The 20304-nt window shown below is 67.9% G+C and carries 19 protein-coding genes; 13 read left to right on the top strand and 6 right to left on the bottom strand.

Annotated elements, in window-relative coordinates; genetic code table 11:
- The first annotated feature begins 41 nt into the window (after nucleotides 1–41).
- The 8 genes from ABD134_RS08735 to ABD134_RS08700 all read left to right on the top strand — a co-directional run bounded on the left by ABD134_RS08735 (nucleotide 42) and on the right by ABD134_RS08700 (nucleotide 8640).
- Complete coding sequence (locus ABD134_RS08735; RefSeq protein ID WP_344228683.1) at nucleotides 42–2120, top strand: M13 family metallopeptidase; 2079 nt, start codon at nucleotides 42–44, stop codon at nucleotides 2118–2120.
- Between the two features lie 44 nt (nucleotides 2121–2164).
- On the top strand, nucleotides 2165–3697 hold the full coding sequence (gene lysS / locus ABD134_RS08730; RefSeq protein ID WP_378108244.1) for a lysine--tRNA ligase: 1533 nt from the start codon (nucleotides 2165–2167) through the stop codon (nucleotides 3695–3697).
- Nucleotides 3697–3972, top strand: a complete 276-nt coding sequence (locus ABD134_RS08725; RefSeq protein WP_344228679.1) for a hypothetical protein — start codon at nucleotides 3697–3699, stop codon at nucleotides 3970–3972. The genes lysS and ABD134_RS08725 overlap by 1 nt, the downstream gene beginning before the upstream one ends.
- 391 nt (nucleotides 3973–4363) lie before the next feature.
- Nucleotides 4364–4663, top strand: coding sequence for a histone-like nucleoid-structuring protein Lsr2 (locus ABD134_RS08720; protein ID WP_344228677.1), 300 nt, complete (start codon nucleotides 4364–4366; stop codon nucleotides 4661–4663).
- A gap of 152 nt (nucleotides 4664–4815) precedes the next feature.
- Entirely contained in the window at nucleotides 4816–7353 is a 2538-nt protein-coding gene (locus ABD134_RS08715) for an ATP-dependent Clp protease ATP-binding subunit (RefSeq protein WP_344228676.1), read from the top strand.
- Nucleotides 7354–7523: 170 nt separating this feature from the next.
- On the top strand, nucleotides 7524–7712 hold the full coding sequence (locus tag ABD134_RS08710) for a hypothetical protein (protein WP_344228675.1): 189 nt from the start codon (nucleotides 7524–7526) through the stop codon (nucleotides 7710–7712).
- Between the two features lie 137 nt (nucleotides 7713–7849).
- Entirely contained in the window at nucleotides 7850–8362 is a 513-nt protein-coding gene (locus ABD134_RS08705; protein WP_344228673.1) for an amino-acid N-acetyltransferase, read from the top strand.
- A gap of 80 nt (nucleotides 8363–8442) precedes the next feature.
- Complete coding sequence (locus ABD134_RS08700) at nucleotides 8443–8640, top strand: CsbD family protein (RefSeq protein ID WP_344228671.1); 198 nt, start codon at nucleotides 8443–8445, stop codon at nucleotides 8638–8640.
- Between the two features lie 73 nt (nucleotides 8641–8713).
- On the opposite strand, the gene ABD134_RS08695 is transcribed toward ABD134_RS08700, so the two are convergent.
- Nucleotides 8714–9634, bottom strand: a complete 921-nt coding sequence (locus ABD134_RS08695; protein WP_344228669.1) for an HhH-GPD family protein — start codon at nucleotides 9632–9634, stop codon at nucleotides 8714–8716.
- Between the two features lie 78 nt (nucleotides 9635–9712).
- Here ABD134_RS08695 and ABD134_RS08690 point away from each other — a divergent pair, with 78 nt between their 5' ends.
- Nucleotides 9713–10432: a hypothetical protein gene (locus ABD134_RS08690; RefSeq protein ID WP_344228667.1), complete on the top strand. Its 720-nt coding sequence runs from the start codon at nucleotides 9713–9715 to the stop codon at nucleotides 10430–10432.
- Nucleotides 10433–10454: 22 nt separating this feature from the next.
- Here ABD134_RS08690 and radA read toward each other — a convergent pair whose 3' ends face one another.
- Together radA and ABD134_RS08680 are read right to left on the bottom strand one after the other, a co-directional pair.
- Complete coding sequence (gene radA / locus ABD134_RS08685; protein WP_344228665.1) at nucleotides 10455–11855, bottom strand: DNA repair protein RadA; 1401 nt, start codon at nucleotides 11853–11855, stop codon at nucleotides 10455–10457.
- Nucleotides 11856–11925: 70 nt separating this feature from the next.
- Nucleotides 11926–13098: an FUSC family protein gene (locus tag ABD134_RS08680; RefSeq protein WP_344228663.1), complete on the bottom strand. Its 1173-nt coding sequence runs from the start codon at nucleotides 13096–13098 to the stop codon at nucleotides 11926–11928.
- Between the two features lie 392 nt (nucleotides 13099–13490).
- Between ABD134_RS08680 and pstS the strand changes: the two genes are divergently transcribed.
- From pstS to pstB, 4 genes are all read left to right on the top strand, one after another.
- The gene (gene pstS / locus ABD134_RS08675) at nucleotides 13491–14591 is read left to right on the top strand and encodes a phosphate ABC transporter substrate-binding protein PstS (protein ID WP_344228661.1); all 1101 of its coding nucleotides are present in this window, start codon (nucleotides 13491–13493) and stop codon (nucleotides 14589–14591) included.
- Nucleotides 14592–14741: 150 nt separating this feature from the next.
- Nucleotides 14742–15710, top strand: a complete 969-nt coding sequence (gene pstC / locus ABD134_RS08670; RefSeq protein WP_344228659.1) for a phosphate ABC transporter permease subunit PstC — start codon at nucleotides 14742–14744, stop codon at nucleotides 15708–15710.
- Entirely contained in the window at nucleotides 15710–16894 is a 1185-nt protein-coding gene (pstA, locus tag ABD134_RS08665) for a phosphate ABC transporter permease PstA (protein ID WP_344228657.1), read from the top strand. The genes pstC and pstA overlap by 1 nt, the downstream gene beginning before the upstream one ends.
- A gap of 32 nt (nucleotides 16895–16926) precedes the next feature.
- Nucleotides 16927–17706 carry a phosphate ABC transporter ATP-binding protein PstB gene (gene pstB, locus ABD134_RS08660; protein ID WP_159553339.1) on the top strand — a complete coding sequence of 260 codons (780 nt, stop codon included), beginning with the start codon at nucleotides 16927–16929 and terminating at the stop codon, nucleotides 17704–17706.
- Between the two features lie 36 nt (nucleotides 17707–17742).
- Here pstB and ABD134_RS08655 read toward each other — a convergent pair whose 3' ends face one another.
- The 3 genes from ABD134_RS08655 to ABD134_RS08645 all read right to left on the bottom strand — a co-directional run bounded on the left by ABD134_RS08655 (nucleotide 17743) and on the right by ABD134_RS08645 (nucleotide 20247).
- Nucleotides 17743–18762, bottom strand: coding sequence for an inorganic phosphate transporter (locus tag ABD134_RS08655; RefSeq protein ID WP_344228654.1), 1020 nt, complete (start codon nucleotides 18760–18762; stop codon nucleotides 17743–17745).
- 5 nt (nucleotides 18763–18767) lie between these two features.
- Nucleotides 18768–19394, bottom strand: coding sequence for a hypothetical protein (locus ABD134_RS08650; RefSeq protein WP_344228652.1), 627 nt, complete (start codon nucleotides 19392–19394; stop codon nucleotides 18768–18770).
- 178 nt (nucleotides 19395–19572) lie between these two features.
- Entirely contained in the window at nucleotides 19573–20247 is a 675-nt protein-coding gene (locus tag ABD134_RS08645) for a hypothetical protein (RefSeq protein WP_344228650.1), read from the bottom strand.
- Between the last annotated feature and the right edge of the window lie 57 nt (nucleotides 20248–20304).

The raw sequence follows: 20304 nt of genomic DNA, 5'->3' as shown, positions 1-20304 counted from the left end.
CTAGGATCGGTGGACATGCCCGGCCCTTCCTAGGAGCATCCGTGACTGAAACCACCCCATCCCGGCAGCCCAGCGCCCGCGAGGACCTCTACCGGCACGTCAACGGTGCCTGGCTGCAGTCCAACTCGATCCCCGCGGACCAGGGCGCCTACGGGGCGTTCATGGAGTTGCGGGATGCCTCGGAACTGGCCGTGCGGCACATCGCGGAGGACGCGGCCGCTCATTTCTGGTCCGGTCCGGGCGCGGGACGTGAGTCCGGTTCCTTCACTGCGGGGAATGACGACGACGGCGCTCGCCGCCGGATCGGCGCCCTCTTCGCGTCCTTCATGGATGAATCCGGAGTGGAGGAGCGCGGCCTCGAACCGATCGTCGCCGACCTGGCCCAGATCGAGGGCGTGTCCACCCCGGAGGAGTTCATCCAGCTCTCCGGCCAGTTGCAGCGCGCCGGCGTCAGTGGGCTGATCGCCACGGGCTCCCTCAACGACGCCGGCAACCCCGAGCGCATGCTGCTGCACCTGATCCAGGACGGCCTCGGACTGCCGGATGAGTCCTACTACCGCGAGGAGAAGTTCGCGGATCTGGTCACGGACTACCGCCAGCACGTGGACAACGTGTTCATGCTCGCCGGCATCGGTGGGGACCGGGACGAGGCCGAGCGGGACGCGGACCGGGTGGTGGACCTGGAGGCCAAGATCGCTGCGGCCCACTGGGACGTCGTCAAGGTCCGGGACGCTGTGGCCCGGTACAACCTCCTGGACCGGACCGCCCTGCTGGAGGCCTTCCCGCTGGCCGATCGCTGGCTCGAGGGGGTCGGCGCCTCCGGTGCCCGCAGTGCCGAGGTTGTCGCCTGGCAGCCGGACTTCCTGGCCGCGATGCAGAGGTTGCTCATGGACGAGGATCTGGGCACGTGGAAGCGGTGGCTGCAGCTGCAGCTGCTCCGGTCCGCCGCGCCCTACCTGACCGAGGCCTTCGTCAACGAGAACTTCGAGTTCTACGGCCGCAAGATCGCCGGCACCGAGGAGGTCCGGCCCCGTTGGAAGCGCGGCGTCGCCTTCGTGAACGGCGCCGTGGGCGAGGACGTCGGCCGGCTGTATGTGGCGAAGCACTTCCCGGCCGGTCACCAGGCCGCCATGGACAGCCTCATCTCCGCCCTCATCGAGGCCTACCGCCGGTCGATCAGTAGCCTCGACTGGATGGGTGAGGACACCCGCCAGAAGGCCCTGGAGAAGCTGTCCATGTTCAAGCCCATGGTCGGCTTCCCCGTGAAGTGGATCGACTACTCGTCCCTGGCGGTAGACCCGGAGAACCTCATCGCCAATGTCCGGGCCGCCAATGCGTTCGAGTTCGAACGGGACCTCGCCAGGATCGAGACGGGGCCGGACCCGGAGGAGTGGCACATGACCCCGCAGACGGTCAATGCCTATTACTCCCCATTGGAGAATGCGATCGTGTTCCCCGCGGCCATCCTCCAGCCCCCGTTCTTCGACCCGAACCGTCTGGCGGCGGAGAACTTCGGGGCCATCGGCGCGGTCATCGGCCATGAGATCGGCCACGGCTTCGATGACCAGGGCTCGCAGTACGCCGGCGACGGCTCCCTGCAGAACTGGTGGACCGACGCCGACCGCGCGGCCTTCGAGGAGCGCACCGCCCAGCTCGTCGGCCAGTACGAGGTGCTGAGCCCTGCCGAGGCCCCCGATCACCGCGTCAACGGCGAACTCACGCTCGGCGAGAACATCGGCGACCTGGGCGGGCTCGGCATCGCCTCCCAGGCGCTGGGCATCTGGCGCGAGGAGAATCTCGGCGCGGACGGTGCCGGCACTGAGGAGCAGAGGGCTGACACCGAGGGCCACGCGGATACCGACGGCCCCGCGGAGCGGGCCGACGCCGCCGAGGCCTCCCGCGAGCAGGACCGGGCGTTCTTCGCGTCCTGGGCCGAGTGCTGGCGCCAGTTGACCCGCACGGAGACCGCGATCACACGCATCACCTCGGACCCGCACTCGCCCAACGAGTTCCGCTGCAACCAGGTGGTGAAGAACCTGGACGCGTTCCACGAGGCGTACGGCACGGAACCCGGCGACGCGATGTGGCTGGACCCGGAGGACCGCGTCACCATCTGGTGACACTCGAGCGTCAATGTGCGTCCGGCCGGGGGCACGTAGACTGGATGACCGTGAGCACGGACAATCCCACCAGCACCACCGATCAGCGCCAGGTGCGCCATGACAAGCGCGCCGAGATGCTGGCCGCCGGGCGCGAGGCGTACCCGGTCGCCGTCGGGCGCACCCACTCCCTGCAGCAGATCCGCGAGGCCTACCCCGACCTCGAACCCGGCACGGAGACGGGAGACGCGGTCGGCGTTGCCGGCCGCGTCGTGTTCCTGCGGAACACCGGCAAGCTGTGCTTCGCCACGCTGCAGGAAGGCGGCGTGGGAGACGACGGCGGCGAGGGAGTCCGCCTGCAGGTCATGGTCTCCCTGGCGAATGTCGGCGAGGACTCCCTCGCGGACTGGAAGCGTCTCGTGGACCTCGGCGACCACCTGGCTGTGAGCGGCGAGGTCATCGCCTCGCGCCGCGGCGAGCTGTCCATCATGGCCGACTCCTGGCAGATGGCCTCCAAGGCCCTGCGGCCGCTTCCCGTGCTGCACGCCGAACTCAATGAGGAGACCCGCGTCCGCCAGCGTTACGCGGACCTGATCGTCAGGCCCGAGGCCCGGAAGATGGTGCATACCCGGGCGGCCATCATCCGATCCATTCGCACCACCCTGGAAGCGCGCGACTACGTGGAGGTCGAGACCCCGATCCTGCAGCTCGTGCACGGCGGCGCGCACGCCCGCCCGTTCGAGACCCACCTCAATGCCTTCGGCCAGGACATGACCCTGCGCATCGCCACGGAGCTCTATCTGAAGCGGACTGTCGTCGGCGGCATCGACCGGGTCTTCGAGATCGGCCGCGTCTTCCGCAACGAGGGCGTGGACTCCACGCACTCGCCCGAGTTCACCATGCTGGAATCGTACGAGGCCTGGGCGGACATGTACGTCATGGCGGACCGAATGAAGGAGATGATCCTGAACGCCGCCGATGCCGTGGGCGCCGGTCGTCTCATCCAGACCGCCCAGGGCGAGATCGACCTGGGTGGGGAGTGGGCTTGGATCGAGGTATACCCCGGCTTGTCCGAGGCTGTGGGTCAGGAGATCACCCCGGACACCGCCGTCGAGGAACTGCGGGCGGTCGCCGAGAAGCACGAGGTGAAGTTCGATCCTTTCTGGGACGCCGAGAAGATGGTCCTCGAGTTGTTCGGGGAGATCGTCGAGCCGACTCTGATCAACCCGACCTTCGTCTACAACTACCCGCCCGCAGCTCAGCCGCTGGCCCGCCCGCACCGGGACCAGCCGGAGGTCATCGAGGCCTGGGACCTGATCATCGGTGGTATGGAGCGCGGCACCGCGTTCTCCGAGTTGATCGATCCGGTCATCCAGCGAGAGCGGCTCGTGGAGCAGTCCCGGGCCTCAGCGGCCGGGGACGACGAGGCCATGCAGTTCGACGAAGACTTCCTGCGAGCCCTCGAGTACGGAGCCCCGCCCATGGGCGGCATCGGTCTCGGCATCGACCGGCTCGTCATGCTCTTCACCGGTGCCGGAATCAGGGAGACCATCCTGTTCCCCCTGCTCAAGCCAGAGGCCCCCGGGAGCGGTCACTGATGGCAAGCTTCTGGGATTACTTCTCCGTCCTGGCCCCCTCCGTGGGTCTGGCCCTGATCTTCTGGCTCGTCATGCGCTCGGTGTTCCGGGTGGACACCGGGGAGCGCCAGGCCAAGGCGGAGCTCGAGGAGCGCGAGGCGCAAGAGTGGGCCCGCCGGCGTGGGGGGCAGGGCATGACAGCGGACCGACAGGACGACCCTGGTCGGGTCGACGGAGTCGATCGGCTCGGTGGCTCTGGCCAGTTCGACCGACGCGGTCAGTCCCCCCGCGACTGAACCTCCGGTCCGTCCCGGGCACCGGTCGCGGCACGGTTTCACCCCCAGGTCCAGGGAGAGTGGATACCCGGGAAAACAACGCCATTCTGGTGTCAATGACACGAGAATATGTCACTCCTTGATCGGTTAATGCCTCGCCATATCAGGGTGAAAGACGGCGTTGAGGATCTTTGCTGCTCCGATTCATCACGCATTCCGAACCTGTGAGTTCGCATGGAATGATGACCTGGAAGCCGTTCTGAGTTGAAGGTTTCTTATCTTCTCCGCAATACTCGGTATTCGGATCAAGATCAGTGGATCAGATTCCAGATTGCCGTTGCATTGTCCGTGGATCACCGCGGTCGATTGAACGGATGCTGGAGAGGGAAAAGCAGAACACCTAGGGGGAGTCTTGGCACAGAAAGTGGAAGTGGTCTTGGTTGACGATCTGGACGGAACACCGGCTGAAGAAACCGTTCAGTTCGCCTTGGACGGACGCCACTATGAAATCGACCTGTCGGCGGAGCACGCCAAGGAATTGCGCACAACCCTGAAGGGGTACATCCGCAAGGCACGCGCCGTGGCACCGCCGGCCCCCGCGAATGAGGCGGCGAAGATCCGTGAATGGGCCGCGGACAACGGCTATGAGGTCTCCCGCCGGGGGCGGCTGCACCGGGACATCGTCGAGGCATACCGGAACGCGAAGAAGTAATTCAGTGGCGCGGTAGGGCGGACCACTCCGCTCCCGTCCCCGCGCCGCACCCGCTCCCCTTCGGGCGGCTGTTCTCCCAGTGGCGAACAGCCGCCCGAAGTCGTCTTGCGATGCGTAGCATCGACACCACAGTCAGCAAGGAGTGTGCCCAAATGTTTGAGAGATTCACGGACCGTGCCCGGCGGGTGGTGGTGCTCGCGCAGGAAGAAGCGCGGATGCTCAACCACAGCTACATCGGTACCGAGCACATCCTGCTCGGTCTGATCCATGAAGGCGAAGGAGTGGCCGCCAAGGCCCTCGAGTCGCTCAACATCTCCCTGGGCGCGGTGCGCGAGCAGGTCCAGGAAATCATCGGCCAGGGTCAGCAGACCCCGTCCGGCCACATCCCCTTCACGCCACGGGCGAAGAAGGTCCTGGAGCTCTCCCTGCGCGAGGCCCTCCAACTGGGCCACAATTACATCGGTACCGAGCACATCCTGCTGGGGCTGATCCGCGAGGGCGAGGGCGTGGCCGCCCAGGTGCTGGTGAAGCTCGGCGCTGACCTCAACCGGGTCCGCCAGACCGTCATCCAGTTGCTGTCCGGCTATCAGGGTGGTGCCAGCGGCAAGGAGACCGCCGGAGCCGGCGTCTCCGCCGGCGGCCAGTCCGAAGGGGCCCCCGCCGGCTCGGTGGTGCTGGACCAGTTCGGCCGCAACCTGACCGCCGCGGCCCGCGAGGGCAAACTGGACCCGGTCATCGGGCGTGCCCTCGAGATGGAGCGGGTCATGCAGGTGCTGTCCCGCCGCACCAAGAACAACCCTGTGCTCATCGGTGAGCCCGGCGTCGGCAAGACGGCCGTGGTTGAGGGCCTGGCCCAGGCCATCGTCCGCAACGATGTCCCGGAAACGCTGATGGACAAGCAGCTGTACACGCTGGACCTCGGCTCGCTGGTCGCCGGTTCCCGCTACCGCGGTGACTTCGAGGAGCGCCTGAAGAAGGTGCTCAAGGAGATCCGCACCCGTGGGGACATCATCCTGTTCATCGACGAGATCCACACCCTCGTGGGCGCGGGTGCCGCCGAGGGCGCCATCGACGCCGCGTCGATCCTGAAGCCGATGCTGGCCCGCGGCGAACTCCAGACCATCGGTGCGACCACCCTGGACGAGTACCGCAAGCACATCGAGAAGGATGCCGCGCTGGAGCGCCGCTTCCAGCCGATCCAGGTCAACGAGCCCTCCGTCGAAGAGACCACCGAGATCCTCCGGGGGCTGCGTGACCGTTACGAGGCACACCACCGGGTCTCGATCACGGACGAGGCCCTGAAGTCGGCCGCCACCCTGGCTGACCGGTACGTCTCGGACCGGTTCCTGCCGGACAAGGCCATCGACCTGATCGACGAGGCCGGGGCACGGTTGCGCATCAAGCGGATGACCACACCGCCGGAGATCAAGGAGTTCGAGGCCCGGATCGCCGAGGTCCGCGCCGAGAAGGAGGCCGCCATCGACGGCCAGGACTTCGAGGGTGCAGCCAACCTGCGCGACCAGGAGCAGAAGCTCACGGACGAGCGCAACCAGAAGGAAGAGGAATGGCGGACCTCCGTCACCGAGGGCATTGCCGAGGTGGATGACGATCTCATCGCCGAGGTGCTCTCCGCCTCCACGGGGATCCCGGTCTTCAAGCTCACCGAGGAGGAGACCGATCGACTGCGCAACATGGAGGCCGAGCTCCACCAGCGGGTCATCGGCCAGAACGAGGCCATCAAGTCGCTGTCTCAGGCGATCCGCCGGACCCGCGCGGGCCTGAAGGATCCGAACCGGCCCTCCGGCTCGTTCATCTTCGCCGGACCCACGGGCGTCGGCAAGACCGAGCTGGCGAAGGCCCTGGCCGAGTTCCTGTTCGGTGACGAGGAAGCCCTCATCACGCTGGACATGTCCGAGTTCCAGGAGAAGCACACCGTCTCCCGTCTCTTCGGTGCCCCTCCCGGCTATGTGGGCTACGAGGAAGGCGGCCAGCTGACGGAGAAGGTCCGTCGCCGCCCGTTCTCCGTGGTGCTGTTCGACGAGGTGGAGAAGGCCCACGCGGACCTGTTCAACTCTCTGCTTCAGATCTTGGAGGACGGCCGCCTGACCGATTCCCAGGGCCGCGTGGTGGACTTCAAGAACACCGTGATCATCATGACCACGAACCTCGGCACCAAGGACATCTCCAAGGGCGTCATGACGGGCTTCCAGTCCGCCGCGGACACGCAGACCGGGTACGACCGGATGAAGGGCAAGGTCCAGGAGGAACTGCGCCAGCATTTCCGGCCGGAGTTCCTCAACCGCGTGGATGACGTGATCGTCTTCCCGCAGTTGTCCAGGGGCGAGATCGTGCAGATCGTGGACCTGTTCATCGCGCGCCTGCAGAAGCGCCTGGACGAGCAGGACCTCACCATCAGCGTGTCCACCCCGGCCAAGGAGTTTCTGGCCAACCGGGGCTACGACCCAGCCATGGGCGCCCGCCCGCTGCGTCGTACCATCCAGCACCTCGTGGAGGACCAGCTCTCCGAGCGGATACTGTTCGGGGAGATCACGCCCGGTTCTGCCATCAGCGTGGGTCTGGAAGGGGAGGCGGAGACGGCCAAGCTCACCTTCACCGTCGCCCACCAGCCCGAGGCCCTGGAAGCGGCTCCGGAACACGGGGAGATCGAAGCCTCGGCCCCCGGGCAGTAGGTTCGAGGAGTCCATCGCGAGCAGCTGATTCAGTGGTTGATCAGGGGATTCCCAGTCTGGAGGGATTGAACCCAGCCGCTCCGTCCCTCTAGGTTTGGGACTACCGCTGGATGGCGAAGCGGCGGGGGCCCTTCGGGTGACCCGTCGTGTTCCCGAACAAGGAGATGCCCATGTCCTTCGCAGATAACCTCGGAAACCTCGCCGACGAGCATGGTGACAAGCTCAATGAGACCGTGGACGGCGCCCAGGAACAGCATGGCGACAAGCTGGGTGAGCATGGTGACGCCGTCAACGGTGCCGTTGACGGTGCACAGTACAAGTTCCTCGGCGGTCAGGGCAACGACGAGCAGAGCAACTGACCACTGACACCCATCCGGTGCGGGCGTCAGCCCGGCCCCGAGGCTTGACGGCAGCTGATGCCGAGAGGACCCGCCCCGAAGGGCGGGTCCTCTGCCGTAGGGGGCTGACGCCGCTGACGGAGTCCTACACTGAACCGATGGACTCGACTGCACTCATCATCCGGACCGCGCGGACTCAGGACGTCCCGGCCATCCGCGCCCTCGTGGAGCCACTGGCCCGTGAACGCGTGCTGCTGCAGAAGGAAGCCGTGGCCTACTACGAGTCCATCCAGGAGTTCATGGTGGCCGAGGCGCCGGACGGCACGCTGGCAGGATTCGGTGCCCTCCACGTGATCTGGGAGGACATCGCCGAGGTGCGCACACTGGCCACGTCGAGTCAGTGGCGCGGCCACGGGGTGGGCCACCGCGTCCTGGATCGGCTGCTGGACCGGGCCCGCGCGTTGGGTGTGACCCGGGTGTTCTGCCTGACCTTCGAGGTCGATTTCTTCAGCCGCCACGGATTCGCGGTCATGGCAGATCAGTCGGTCGTCGACCCGGAGGTCTACTCCGAGCTGCTGCGCTCCCAGGACGAGGGCGTAGCCGAGTTCCTGGACCTGGCCCGGGTCAAGCCCAACACCCTCGGCAACACCCGCATGATCATCAACCTGTAGCCACAGCTCGGGTTGCCATGTTTGACTGCAGGGGCAAGGGTCGGCCGGGGCCGGCCGTCCACCGTCGCGAGGAGGAGACTATGGGTACCGGAGATCGCTTTGAGAACAAGGCTGACGAGGTCAAGGGCCAGGCCAAGCAGGGTCTGGGAGAGGCGACGGACAACGACCGTCTGAAGAACGAGGGCCGGGCCGATGAGGCCAAGGCCGGGATCAAGGACAAGGTCGAGGATGTCAAGGACGCCGCCGGGAACCTCTTCGGCGGAGACAAGAAGAACTGACCAACGCTGTCGTCGGAGCCACGGTCGTCGAGACGGCGGCCGTGGGTTCCGGCACCGGGCGGCCCGGGGGCCCTCAGCCAGGCAGGCTGAGCATGGCCTCCGGGCCGTTGCCGTTCCGGACGGCCAGTCCGTCTGACACCAGGCCGTCCACGCACCGCTCATACTGGACGGCTTCCGGGCGATGCGCGCCCAAGGTGCCGGCCGACGTCGTGAGTGCGGGAAGGGCGGAGAGCCTCACGGAACCGCTGGCACGGAGTAGGGACATGACGGCGCCGCGCACCTGGCGGTCGGTGCCGGCCCAGGCCTGGCCCGTGGGCTTGTAGTGCGGCTCCGGCATGCCCGCCGCTCGCCAGGCGCAGAGGTCCGCCACCGGACAGAGCTCGCACTGGGGGGATCGGGCCGTGCAGATCAGAGCCCCCAGCTCCATCACCGCGGCATTCCACCGGCAGGCCTGGTCTGGATCCTCGGGCATGAGGTCCCGGGCCAGGGCCATCTCGGCACTGGTCAGGGATTTCTCCGGCAGCGCCCGGCCCGAGACCATCCTCGCGTGTGCCCGGCGGATGTTGGTGTCCACCACCACCTCAGGCTGATCGAAGGCGAAGCAGGCGACTGCGGCGGCCGTGTAGGTGCCGACGCCGGGCAGGGCGAGGAGCTGGTCGACACGGTACGGCACCCGGTTCCCGTGGGAGCCGGCGATCGCCGCGGCGGCAGCCTGTAGTCGGAGTGCCCGGCGTGGGTAGCCCAACCGGCCCCAGGCGCGGATGACCTCGCCCGGTGGCTCTGCGGCCAGGTCCCGCGGTGTGGGCCAGCGTTCCATCCAGGCCGTCCAGACGGGCAGCACTCGCACCACAGGGGTCTGCTGCAGCATGATCTCGCTGACGAGGACACCCCACGGGTCACACTCCGGGTCACGCCACGGCAGATCCCGGGCATGGCCGGAGAACCAGTCGTTGACCCGGTGGTGAAGGGTGGACGTGATCACCGGCGCAGACATGCCGTCTACTGTAGTGCGCCTGCCGATCCTCGGCGTGGCCAGTCCGGGTCCGGCCACCGCTGTCCCTAGGCTGGAGGTATGCCCGGTGAGCCCCGAAACAACGACCTGCTGCGACCGCAATCGAGCGCGGTGTACCGCCGTCGCCGGCTGGTCGCCCTCGTGCTGGTCGTGGTGGTCCTGGCGATCGTGGTCGGGCTGGTCTGGTGGCTTGTCTCGCTCTTCCGGCCGGCCGGCAGCGAGGACGCCCCCGTGCCGACACCGTCCCCGAGCGTGGCCGCCACCCCCTCCGGCGAGGCCTCGCCATCGGCGTCCGCCACGGGATCCGCGCCCGAATCCGACGCCACCGACGGGGCCGAGGCTGAGCCGTCCTCATCTGACTCGACCTCGGCCTCCGGTGAGGCCGCGGCCTCGGGCAATTGCCCGCCCGGGGACATCGTGATCTCCGCCGCGACGGATCAGCCGACTTACGGGGAGGGGGAGGAACCGGTCCTGGAGTTGCGCGTGGACAACACGGGTGAGGAACCCTGCGAGGCGAACCTCGGCACCACGCAGCAGGTGTTCACCGTGTACTCCGGCCCGGACCGGATCTTCTCCACGGAGGACTGCCAGGTGGACGGCCAGGACGCCCTGGTGGAGATCTCCCCGGATGAGCAGGAGCGTGCCCGGTTCACCTGGCCGCGCGTGCGCTCCTCCGAGGACTGCGGCGAGACCACCCAGGAGCCCCGCAGCGGTACCTATCGTCTCGAGGTGTCCTTGGGGGACCTCAGGGCCCAGCCAGTGACGTTCAACCTGCAGTGATCCCGGTCAGGAGGCCGGGGGATCAGGAGGCCCAGTCCTTCATGGTCTCCAGGGCCTCCGTCAGCGTGCGGACCTCGGCCACGGCCACGCCGTCCGGCAACTCACCCAGCGGTTCGGGGGACTTGGGCACCACAGCACGGCGGAAACCCAACCGGGCGGCCTCGCGGATGCGCCGGCCGATGCCCGGCACGGGGCGGACCTCCCCGGCCAGCCCCAGCTCCCCGAAGGCGATCAGGCCCTTGGGCACCACGGCATTGAGCTTGGCGCTCGCGATGGCCAGGGCCGCCGCCAGGTCAGACGCCGGCTCGGTCAGCCGTACCCCGCCCACGGTGGCCACGTAACAGTCGTCCTGGTTCAGGGGGAATCCCGCTCGGCGCTGCAGGACGGCCAGGATCATGTTGATGCGGGCCGAGTCCAGCCCACTGACCGTCCGGCGCGGGCTGCCCTGCCCGGACGGGGTCAGCAGGGACTGGACCTCGGCCACCAGAGGCCGCCGCCCCTCCAGGGTCACCGTCACGCAGGTGCCCTCCACGGGGTTTAGGGTCCCGGACAGGAACAGCCCGGAGGGGTCCTCCAGGGAGACGATGCCGGCATCTCCCAAGTCGAAGCACCCCACCTCGTCCGTCGGCCCATAGCGGTTCTTCACGGCCCGGACCAGGCGCAGGCGTGAGTGCCGCTCACCCTCGAACTGGCAGACCACGTCCACCAGGTGCTCCAGCAGGCGGGGACCGGCTATGGAACCGTCCTTGGTCACGTGGCCCACGAGCACGGTGGTCATGTTCCGGCTCTTGGCCTCGTTGATCAGACTGGCCGCCACCTCGCGCACCTGGGTGACGCCTCCGGCGGTGCCGTCCACGGACTGGGACTGCAGCGTCTGGACGGAGTCCACGATCAGCAGGTCCGGTTCGGCCCTCTCGATCTGGCCCAGGGCCCGACCGAGATCCGTCTCGGCCGCCAGGAACAGGGTGTCGGCGACCGCGCCGATCCGGTCTGCACGCAACCGCACCTGGGCCGCGGACTCCTCCCCGGTCACATACAGGACAGACCGCGTGGACCCCTCCGGGCGGCGGTGCCGTGCCACCTTGGCAGCCACGTCCAGCAACAGGGTGGATTTGCCGATGCCGGGCTCGCCGGCCATCAGAACCACCGCGCCCGGAACCAGTCCGCCGCCGAGCACCCGGTCCAGTTCTGACACCCCGGTGGTGTGGAAGCGGGCCTGTGAGGCGTCGATCTCACCGATCGGCACGGCCGGCGTCGCGACCGTGGCGGGGGGCGTGCGGCCGGATGAGGCGTCCGCTCCGGCCTCGGTCACCGTGCCCCAGGCCTGGCACTCGCCGCACCGCCCCACCCACTTGGCGGTCGTCCACCCGCACTCGCTGCAGCGGTAGCCGGGGGTCGCTCGTCTGCTGGTCTTCGTTGCCATGGACCAAGGCTAGTGCCGCGCACGGACGCGCTAACTCCGGGGCCGGTGCAGAGTCCACCTGAGCCTGATCTCAGAGGCGCGGCAGGTACCCGACGGCCTCGTCGTGGGAGGATCCGGTGGCCTCGATGAGGTCGACCATCATGGGTCGCAACAGCATGACGAGTGCCTCGGCGTGCAGGGTCGTGGCGCCCAACTCCGCTGGATCGAGCCGCGCGGCCGCCCCGCCGAGGGCACCCCGGGCCACGGAGAGCGACTTGTGCCGGCCGGCCGCCGCCGGCTCCCCCAGGGACCGGCCCAGGATTCCGACGGCGTCCGCGGCCTCGTCGAACCAGTCCGCCAGCAGGCCGGTTCCCTCGTCGTCCAGGGCGCCGTTGTCGATCACACTGATGACACGGCGGGCTACGACTCGCATGCTCCGCACCGCCAGATCGGACATCTCCACGGTGTGGGCCGTCTCGTCCAGCTCGGGGCGGGCGCGCCGCTTGGTGGGGGAGAAGGTGGCCAGCTCACGGGCGTTCTTGACGTCCTTGCGCAGGTTCTCCACGGCGGTCTGCGTGCCACGGCAGGCCACCAGGCCCATCCACGCGGTCCGGGACTCATGGGAGCGCAGCGCCTCGGAGCAGTCCCGCAGGGCACCCGTGAGCGTCGCGTAGAGGTCGCGCAGGCCGGTGGCAGCCTCCTTGCGCAGGTTCTTCGGCATCAGCAGGGTCACCAGAAGAGCGATGAAACCACCGACGATGGCATCTTGGCTGCGCGTGAACGGCCCACCCTCCGCTGCTGGCAGGAGCACCACCAATACTGACTGCAAGCTCATCTGCAGGGTGAAGGTGGCCCCGGAGTCGATGAATCGGGCGACCAGGATCGAGGTGTAGACGACCAGCACGGCCTGCCAATAGCCCTGGCCCAGCACGGCCTGCATGAGGTCGCCGATGAGAATGCCGAGGGTGCATCCCACGGCTACCTCGATGACCTTGCGGACCTTCGGGTCCCGGTTGAAGCCGAGGGCGATGAGCGCTGCTGTGGCGGCGAAGAGGGGATCCTCGTGGCCCAGGACGAGCTCGGCGAAGACGTACGCGAGCACGGCGCAGAGGGCGGTGACGGCGGCCGGGACCAGGGCCGAGGTGACCCGGGAGGCGCCCGAGCGTGCCCGGCGGGTGGCGAAGGACCATGTGCGGGTCCACCACTGCCGTGCCTTCGTCACCGTTCTCGTCCAGGAGGAGCCGGACGCGGGCTGCTGCTCCATGCCGACTAGCTTAGGCGGGAGCGGCCGGCGTGGTGGACGATCGACCCGGGCCGGGACCGCGACCACGGGACCGCCGAGGAGCCGTGGCGGGACGCTGGTGGAGTCCCCGGCGGCGTGAGATTACTCACGCCGACAAGGAAATCTTCAGAGAAGTCGGTTACTTCCGCGCCATTACTGGCCTCCCCGCCCGTCGGGGCGGTGATGCCACCTCCGATGCCGTGACCTCGTTAAGCTCGCGTTAATCTTGCACCGACCCTCGCGTCACCTTGCCCCCATAGCTTTCTGGTGGATCGAGGCCATCGGCATCCCTGCCCTGCTCGTCAGTTGCCACTCGGACAAGCAGTGGTGACGGCCTCGCCTGCACTGTCATCGAACTCGAAAGAGGCATATCCGTGAAGGCTCTTCGCATCGGGCGCTACGCCGCCGTCCTGTCTGTCGCCGCTCTGGCCCTGACCGCCTGCGGCGGCAACGGCGGCTCCGAGTCCTCCGCTCCGGCCGGCTCCGAGTCGGGTGCCCCGGCCGAGGTCTCGGGCACCCTGATCGGTGGTGGCGCCTCCTCGCAGGAGTCCGCCATGACCGCCTGGACCAACGGCGTCACCGAGGTCCACCCGGACCTGACCGTCCAGTACGACCCGGTGGGCTCCGGCTCCGGCCGTGAGGGCTTCCTCGCCGGCCAGTACTCCTTCGCCGGCTCCGACGCCGCCATGGACGAAGAGGAGATGGCCTCCGCCGAGCAGATCTGTGGCCCGGAGGGCGTCTTCCACGTCCCGTCCTACATCTCCCCGGTCGCCGTCGCCTTCAACCTCGAAGGTGTCGACCAGGTCAACATGGATGCCGAGACCCTCGCCCAGGTCTTCACCGGCGAGATCACCACCTGGAACGATCCGGCCATCGCCGATCAGAACCCGGATGCCGAACTGCCGGACACCGACATCACCGTGGTGCACCGTGCCGATGACTCCGGCACCACCGAGAACTTCACCGACTACCTGACGGCCGCGGCTCCGGAGTCCTGGACCTACGACGTCGTCGAGACCTGGCCTTCTGAGATCACCGCCGAGTCTGCCCAGCAGACGTCCGGTGTGGTCTCCCTTGCCCAGTCCACCGACGGTGCCATCACCTACGCCGATGCCTCCCAGATCGGCGATCTCGGCACCGTGGCCGTCCAGGTCGGCGAGGAGTACGTGCCGTACTCCGCCGATGCTGCCGCTGCCGCCGTCGAGAAGGCAGCGCCGGGCGAGGCCGGTGCCGTGGAGCTCGACCGCACCACCACCGAGGATGGCGTCTACCCGATCGTGCTGGTCTCGTACCACATCTTCTGCAACCAGTACCAGGATCAGGAGACCGCTGACGCGGCCAAGGCCTTCGGCGAGTACGTGGTGTCCGAGGAGGGCCAGACCGCTGCCGAGTCCTCCGCGGGCAATGCCCCGATCTCCGAGGCCACCCGCGAGTCCGCTCTGGAGTCCATCCAGGCCATCTCCGTCCAGGGTTGATCATCGCCGGTTCCGGCCGGTGCTGATTGGCCTCACGGTCCAGCCGCCGACCCTCTCAAGTAGGGTCGGCGGCTGTGCCATGCTTTACACGCCATCCATTCCTGAGATGTGGACCCCGGGTCCGCACCACGAACTCCGAGGGGAGTCACCGTGACTGAAACTGCCACTGAGCCGGCTAAGAAGTCGTCGCTCACCGCGTCGCGTGGCGGCGCAGCAGGGGACAAGGTCTTCTCCGGCCTGGCCCTAGCGGCAGGCGTCATCATCCTGTTGGTCCTGGCGTTCGTCGCGATCTTCCTGCTGGTCGAGTCCCTACCGGCCCTGTGGCCGGAGGTCTTCTCCACTCAGGACACCATCGAGAGCGCGGACACGTTCTGGCAGTACGTCTGGCCGCTCATGGCCGGCACGCTGATCGCCTCCATCATCGCCATCCTGCTGGCCACCCCGGTGGCGGTGGGGATCGCCCTCTACATCTCGCACTATGCCCCCAAGTCGGTGGCGACCCCGGTCGGCTACGTCATCGACCTGCTGGCGGCCATTCCGTCCGTGGTCTTCGGCGCATGGGGCATGACCACGCTGGCCGGGGGGGTGGTGCCTCTCTACAAGTGGCTGCACGAGTACCTGGGATGGATCCCCCTGTTCGGAGGCGACGCCGGCAATACCGGCCGCGCCCTGCTGACGTCCGCGATCGTGCTGGCCGTGATGATCCTGCCGATCATCACCTCCCTCTGCCGCGAGATCTTCATCCAGACCCCCAAGCTGCACGAGGAAGCCGCCCTGGCGCTCGGTGCCACCCGCTGGGAGATGATCCGGATGACCGTCTTCCCGTTCGCCCGGGCGGGCATCATCTCCTCGATCATGCTGGGTCTCGGCCGAGCCCTCGGCGAGACCATGGCCGTCACCCTGGTGCTCTCCCCGGGCATCTTCTCGTGGAGCATCATCACCTCTGGGCGGAACGCGACCATCCCGTCTGAGATCGCCCTGAACTTCCCCGAGGCCTTCGGCATGCGCCAGTCCGAGCTGATCGCAGCCGGCTTGATGCTCTTCATCATCACCCTCGTGGTCAACATGATCGCGCGCTGGATCGTCAACCGGCACAAGGAATTCTCGGGAGCGAACTGATGACCACCTCAACTGACACCACCCAGCGGGGCGTCGCCCCGCAACCGGGCGGAACCAGGAAGAACTCCCTGACTGCCGGACAGATGCCGCGCTGGACCTGGATCGCCGTCGCCATCGGCGCGCTGGTCCTGGCCGCCGGCCTCACGGCCCTGCTGGGCGGCGGATCCTTCAGCTGGACCGGCTGGCTGATCTTCGCCGCCATTCTCTACATCGCCGGCATGTACGCCGCCACCTACGTCATCGAGAACAAACGCCGTGCCACGGACGGCATCTGGCGCAACCTCGTGTGGTCCGCCTTCATCCTGGCGCTCATCCCGCTGATCTCCGTGGTCTGGACCGTGTTCGCCAACGGCCTGCCCACGCTGCTGGCCAATCCGCAACTGCTGTGGACAGACATGAGCGGCGTGACCGGCGCGGATGACATCGCGACACAGAATGAGGGCGGCTCCGTGCAGGGCGGCTTCCTGCACGGCCTGGCCGGCACCCTGATGATCACGCTGATGGCCACGATCATCTCGGTTCCGATCGGCCTGCTGACCTCGATCTACCTGGTGGAGTACAGCCGGGGCGGCTGGTTCTCCCGCGCCATCGTGTTCTTCGTGGATGTCATGACCGGCATCCCCTCGATCGTGGCCGGCCTGTTCGCGTTCGCCCTGATGGAACTGTTCATCACCACGTTCATCGGGGAGACACCGCGGCACGTGCAGATGATCAAGATGGGCCTGACGGCGGCCATCGCCCTGTCCGTGCTGATGATCCCCGTGGTGGTCCGCTCCACCGAGGAGATGCTTCGAGTGGTCCCGAACGAGCTCCGGGAGGCGTCCTATGCCCTCGGCGTGCGCAAGTGGCGGACCATCTTCAAGGTCGTGCTCCCCACGGCCATGTCCGGTATCGCCTCCGGCATCACCCTGGCCATTGCTCGTGTGACGGGCGAGACGGCACCGATCCTGGTGACCGCTGGCTATGCGGCCGCGACCAACTGGAATCCGTTCGGCGAGTGGATGACGGCACTGCCGGTGTTCATCTACCGCCAGCTGATGAACCCGACCGCGCCGGCTGCCGGCATGCCCTCGGCGGACCGTGCCTGGGCCGCGGCCCTGGTCCTGATCGTCATCGTGATGCTGCTGAACCTGGCCGCACGCATCATCGCCAAGGCGTTCGCGCCGAAGAACTCCGGCCGCTAAGCCGAGCAGAGACGAAAGACAGAGGAATCCACATGTCAAAGCGCATCGAAGCCATTGACCTCAACGTCTACTACGGCAACTTCCTGGCTGTGGAAGGCGTCAACATCAACATCGAACCCCGGTCCGTCACCGCGTTCATCGGCCCGTCGGGTTGCGGCAAGACCACCTTCCTGCGGACCATCAACCGCATGCACGAGGTTCTCCCCGGGGCGCGCGCCGAGGGACGGCTGCTCCTGGACGGCGAGGACGTCTACGCCTCGGGCGTGGACCCGGTCACCGTCCGCACGCAGGTGGGCATGGTCTTCCAGCGCCCGAACCCCTTCCCCACCATGTCCATCCGGGACAACATCCTGGCCGGTCACAAGCTTAACGGCGCTCGGATGTCCCGCTCGGAGGCGGACGGGATCGTGGAGAAGTCCCTGCGCGGAGCCAACCTCTGGAATGAGGTCAAGGACCGGCTGGACAAGCCAGGCTCCGGCCTGTCGGGCGGCCAGCAGCAGCGACTGTGCATCGCCCGTTCCATCGCCGTGGAGCCGGATGTAATCCTCATGGACGAGCCCTGCTCCGCCCTGGACCCGATCTCCACCCTGGCCATCGAGGACCTGATCAATGAGCTGAAGAACGAGTTCACCGTGGTGATCGTGACGCACAACATGCAGCAGGCTGCTCGAGTGGCTGACAAGACGGCGTTCTTCAACATCGCAGGCACCGGCAAGCCCGGCAAGCTCATCGAGTACGACGAGACCTCCGTCATCTTCAACAACCCGGCCAACAAGCAGACCGAGGACTACGTCTCCGGCCGCTTCGGCTGACCACCGCCGGCAGGCTCAGCTCAGGCTGGGCTCGCCTCAGAACAGCGGGCTGGCTGCTGCGGCGAGGATGAGCGCCGCGGCCGCGGGCACCACCAGGGTCGCGAGCCAGTAGCCGATGACCCGCTGGACCTGCTGCCAGCGGACCGCGGTATAGCGCTGGTTCTGGCCGGCGCCAAGGATGGTCGCCGCTGCGGCATGGGTGGAGGACAGGGGCAGGTGGAGGGCGAACGAGCCCACGAACAGCAGCCCGGCGCTGACGGTTGAGGCCACCGCGGAGCGCAGCGGGTCCAGGTGCACGAGCTTCTCCGTGAGGGTGTGGGCAACACGCCACCCGCCGAACAGTGTGCCGATGGCTAGGATGAGACCGGTCGCCACCGGAATCCACCAACCCATCGCGTCGGGCCGGCCGATGGCGGTGAGGGCGAGGGCAACCATGAAGGCCATCCGCTGGCCGGACTGCACGCCGTGGCCGAGGGCGTTGGCGGCACCGGTGATCGCCAGCCCCATGCGGGCGGTGTGGTTGACCGCGCCGGGCGCGGCATCGCGGGCCAACCAGGTGGCCGGGGTGACGAGGATCCAGGACAGGAAGCTGCCCAGCAGCGGGGTCAGCAGCAGCCCCACCAGCATCGCGGTGACCAACACGGGGGACCAGATCCCCTCGAAGGAGGCGTCACCGGTCACGGTCAGGGCCACGCCGGCCCCGATGAGACCGGCGATGAGGGCATGCGTCATGGATACGGGCAGGCCGCGCTGCCAGGCGAACAGCCCCCAGGCGATCGCAACGGCCAAGGCGACGACGGCCATCAGCAGGCCCGGTCCGCCGTCGGGGATGGCTGGGGGGAGCTCCCGCCACACGGCGGTCAGCAGGCCACCGGACAGGATTCCGCCGCCGAGGTTCATCACGGCGGCCAGGAGCAGGGCCACCCCCGGCGTGAGGGCCCGGCTGCGGACTGGCAGGGCTATTGCGTTGGGCGCGTCCCGCATGCCGTTGAGCAGCCCGTACCCGACCGTGAGGGCGAGCACGAGGCACAGCAGGACCAGGACGAGGGGGGACACGTCCGTCAGGACTCCTGCACCAGGACACTGCCAACGTGGACGGTGACCTGCCGGACGGCGACGATGGCGGCATCCACGGCGTGCGCTGCCTCCCGTTGCCGGTTGTAGCTGCGCTGCAGCAGGTCACCGGTCATCCCGGAGACCCATTCGACCATGACGCGCTCGGCGCGCTTCGAGTTGCGCTGGAGCTGGATCCAGGTCTCCTCGAGGGCATCAAGGGTCCGGAACTGGGCAGTGGCCTCCTTGAGGAGCTCAGCTTGCCGTCCCAAGGTCTCCAGGACGTCCATGGCCTCGGCCGGCAATCGGTACTGCTCGGTGGAGACGATGAGCAGTCCGGCATTGCAGACCTTCTCCACGGCATTGTTGAGTCCGTCCGCCATCAGGTAGAGGTCCTGGCGTGGCAGGGGCGTGATGAAGGAACTGCGCAGGCTGGTGAGCAAGGCCATGTGGCGGACGCTGGACTCGCTGTCGATCTCGGACAACCGGGTACTGACGTCCTCAGCGGCGGGCTTGGAGGAGCCCATCAACTGGGCGACCTGATGCACGGCGGCACCCAGGCCATCCGCCAGGGCTGCGAGGTGTTCGAGGCTTGCGGTGTCTGGGGCGAGGAGGGAGGACAGTGAGAGGTTCATCAAAGAAGAGGGTATCCCGCTCAAGGGGGCGGTGCCGGACCGGGAACGCCTCTCGGCGAGTGGCCGCTCGTAGCGGCAGAATATTGGAGCCCGGGGTTACCGCGGTCCGGCACCGGTATCCAGTGTGCGCGGTCCGGGGCGCGGATGTCCACCGGTGCCGTTGTTGTCAGCCCTCGGCTCAATCGAGCGTGCCGCGGCGCCAGGCGGCGGCCGCCTCCTCGAGTTCCTCGGCGGTGCCCAGGAGCCGTTTGGCCTGGTGCAGCAGGACAGCGGCCTGGGCAGGCTGGCCGGCCTCAAGGGCCTCGGAGTGGTGTGCCTGGCCCAGGCAGATCACCCGGCTGTAGGCGGCGGCCCGCTCGAGTGCCACGTCGAAGTCTCCGGTGAAGGCCCCGGTGAGGATGTCGGTCGTCAGTTGCTGCAGTTCGCCTGCGCCGGGCGGTTCGACCGGCCCCGCCACGGCGCGGGCCACATGCGCGTCGTGGCCGGCACGGTACCAGGCGGCCCACTGGGCCCCGTTGCGAATCGTCGCCGAGCGGAGGGCGTACAGACGCCAGAGGACACCGCTCAGGGAGATCGCCGGGGCATCGGCCCACCACTGGGCCACGGTGTCGATCCCGGCCTCCTCGACCAGACCGACCAGCCGCCGGATCGCTGACCGGTCTGAGGTGGACCGGCCGCCGTCGACCAGGGCGCGGGCCAGCAATGCCGCGCCCTCTGCGGTGACCGCAGGATCGGCGCCACCTTGGAAGGCGGAGAATTGGTCCGGGGCGAACGGCCGTGGCCGGTGACGGCGGGCGGTGCCGGCCGCTGTCGAGCTCGGGGACCGGCCGGAACGTTTCCGGGAGGATGTCACGGGAGGGCCACCTTTCCGGGAGGGGGTGTGTCTGCTCTGGGTCACGATCCCGCGTGG

It is taken from the genome of Citricoccus alkalitolerans (assembly GCF_039528175.1).
Classification (GTDB): domain Bacteria; phylum Actinomycetota; class Actinomycetes; order Actinomycetales; family Micrococcaceae; genus Citricoccus; species Citricoccus alkalitolerans.
This window is presented reverse-complemented; position numbering and strand designations above follow the sequence as displayed.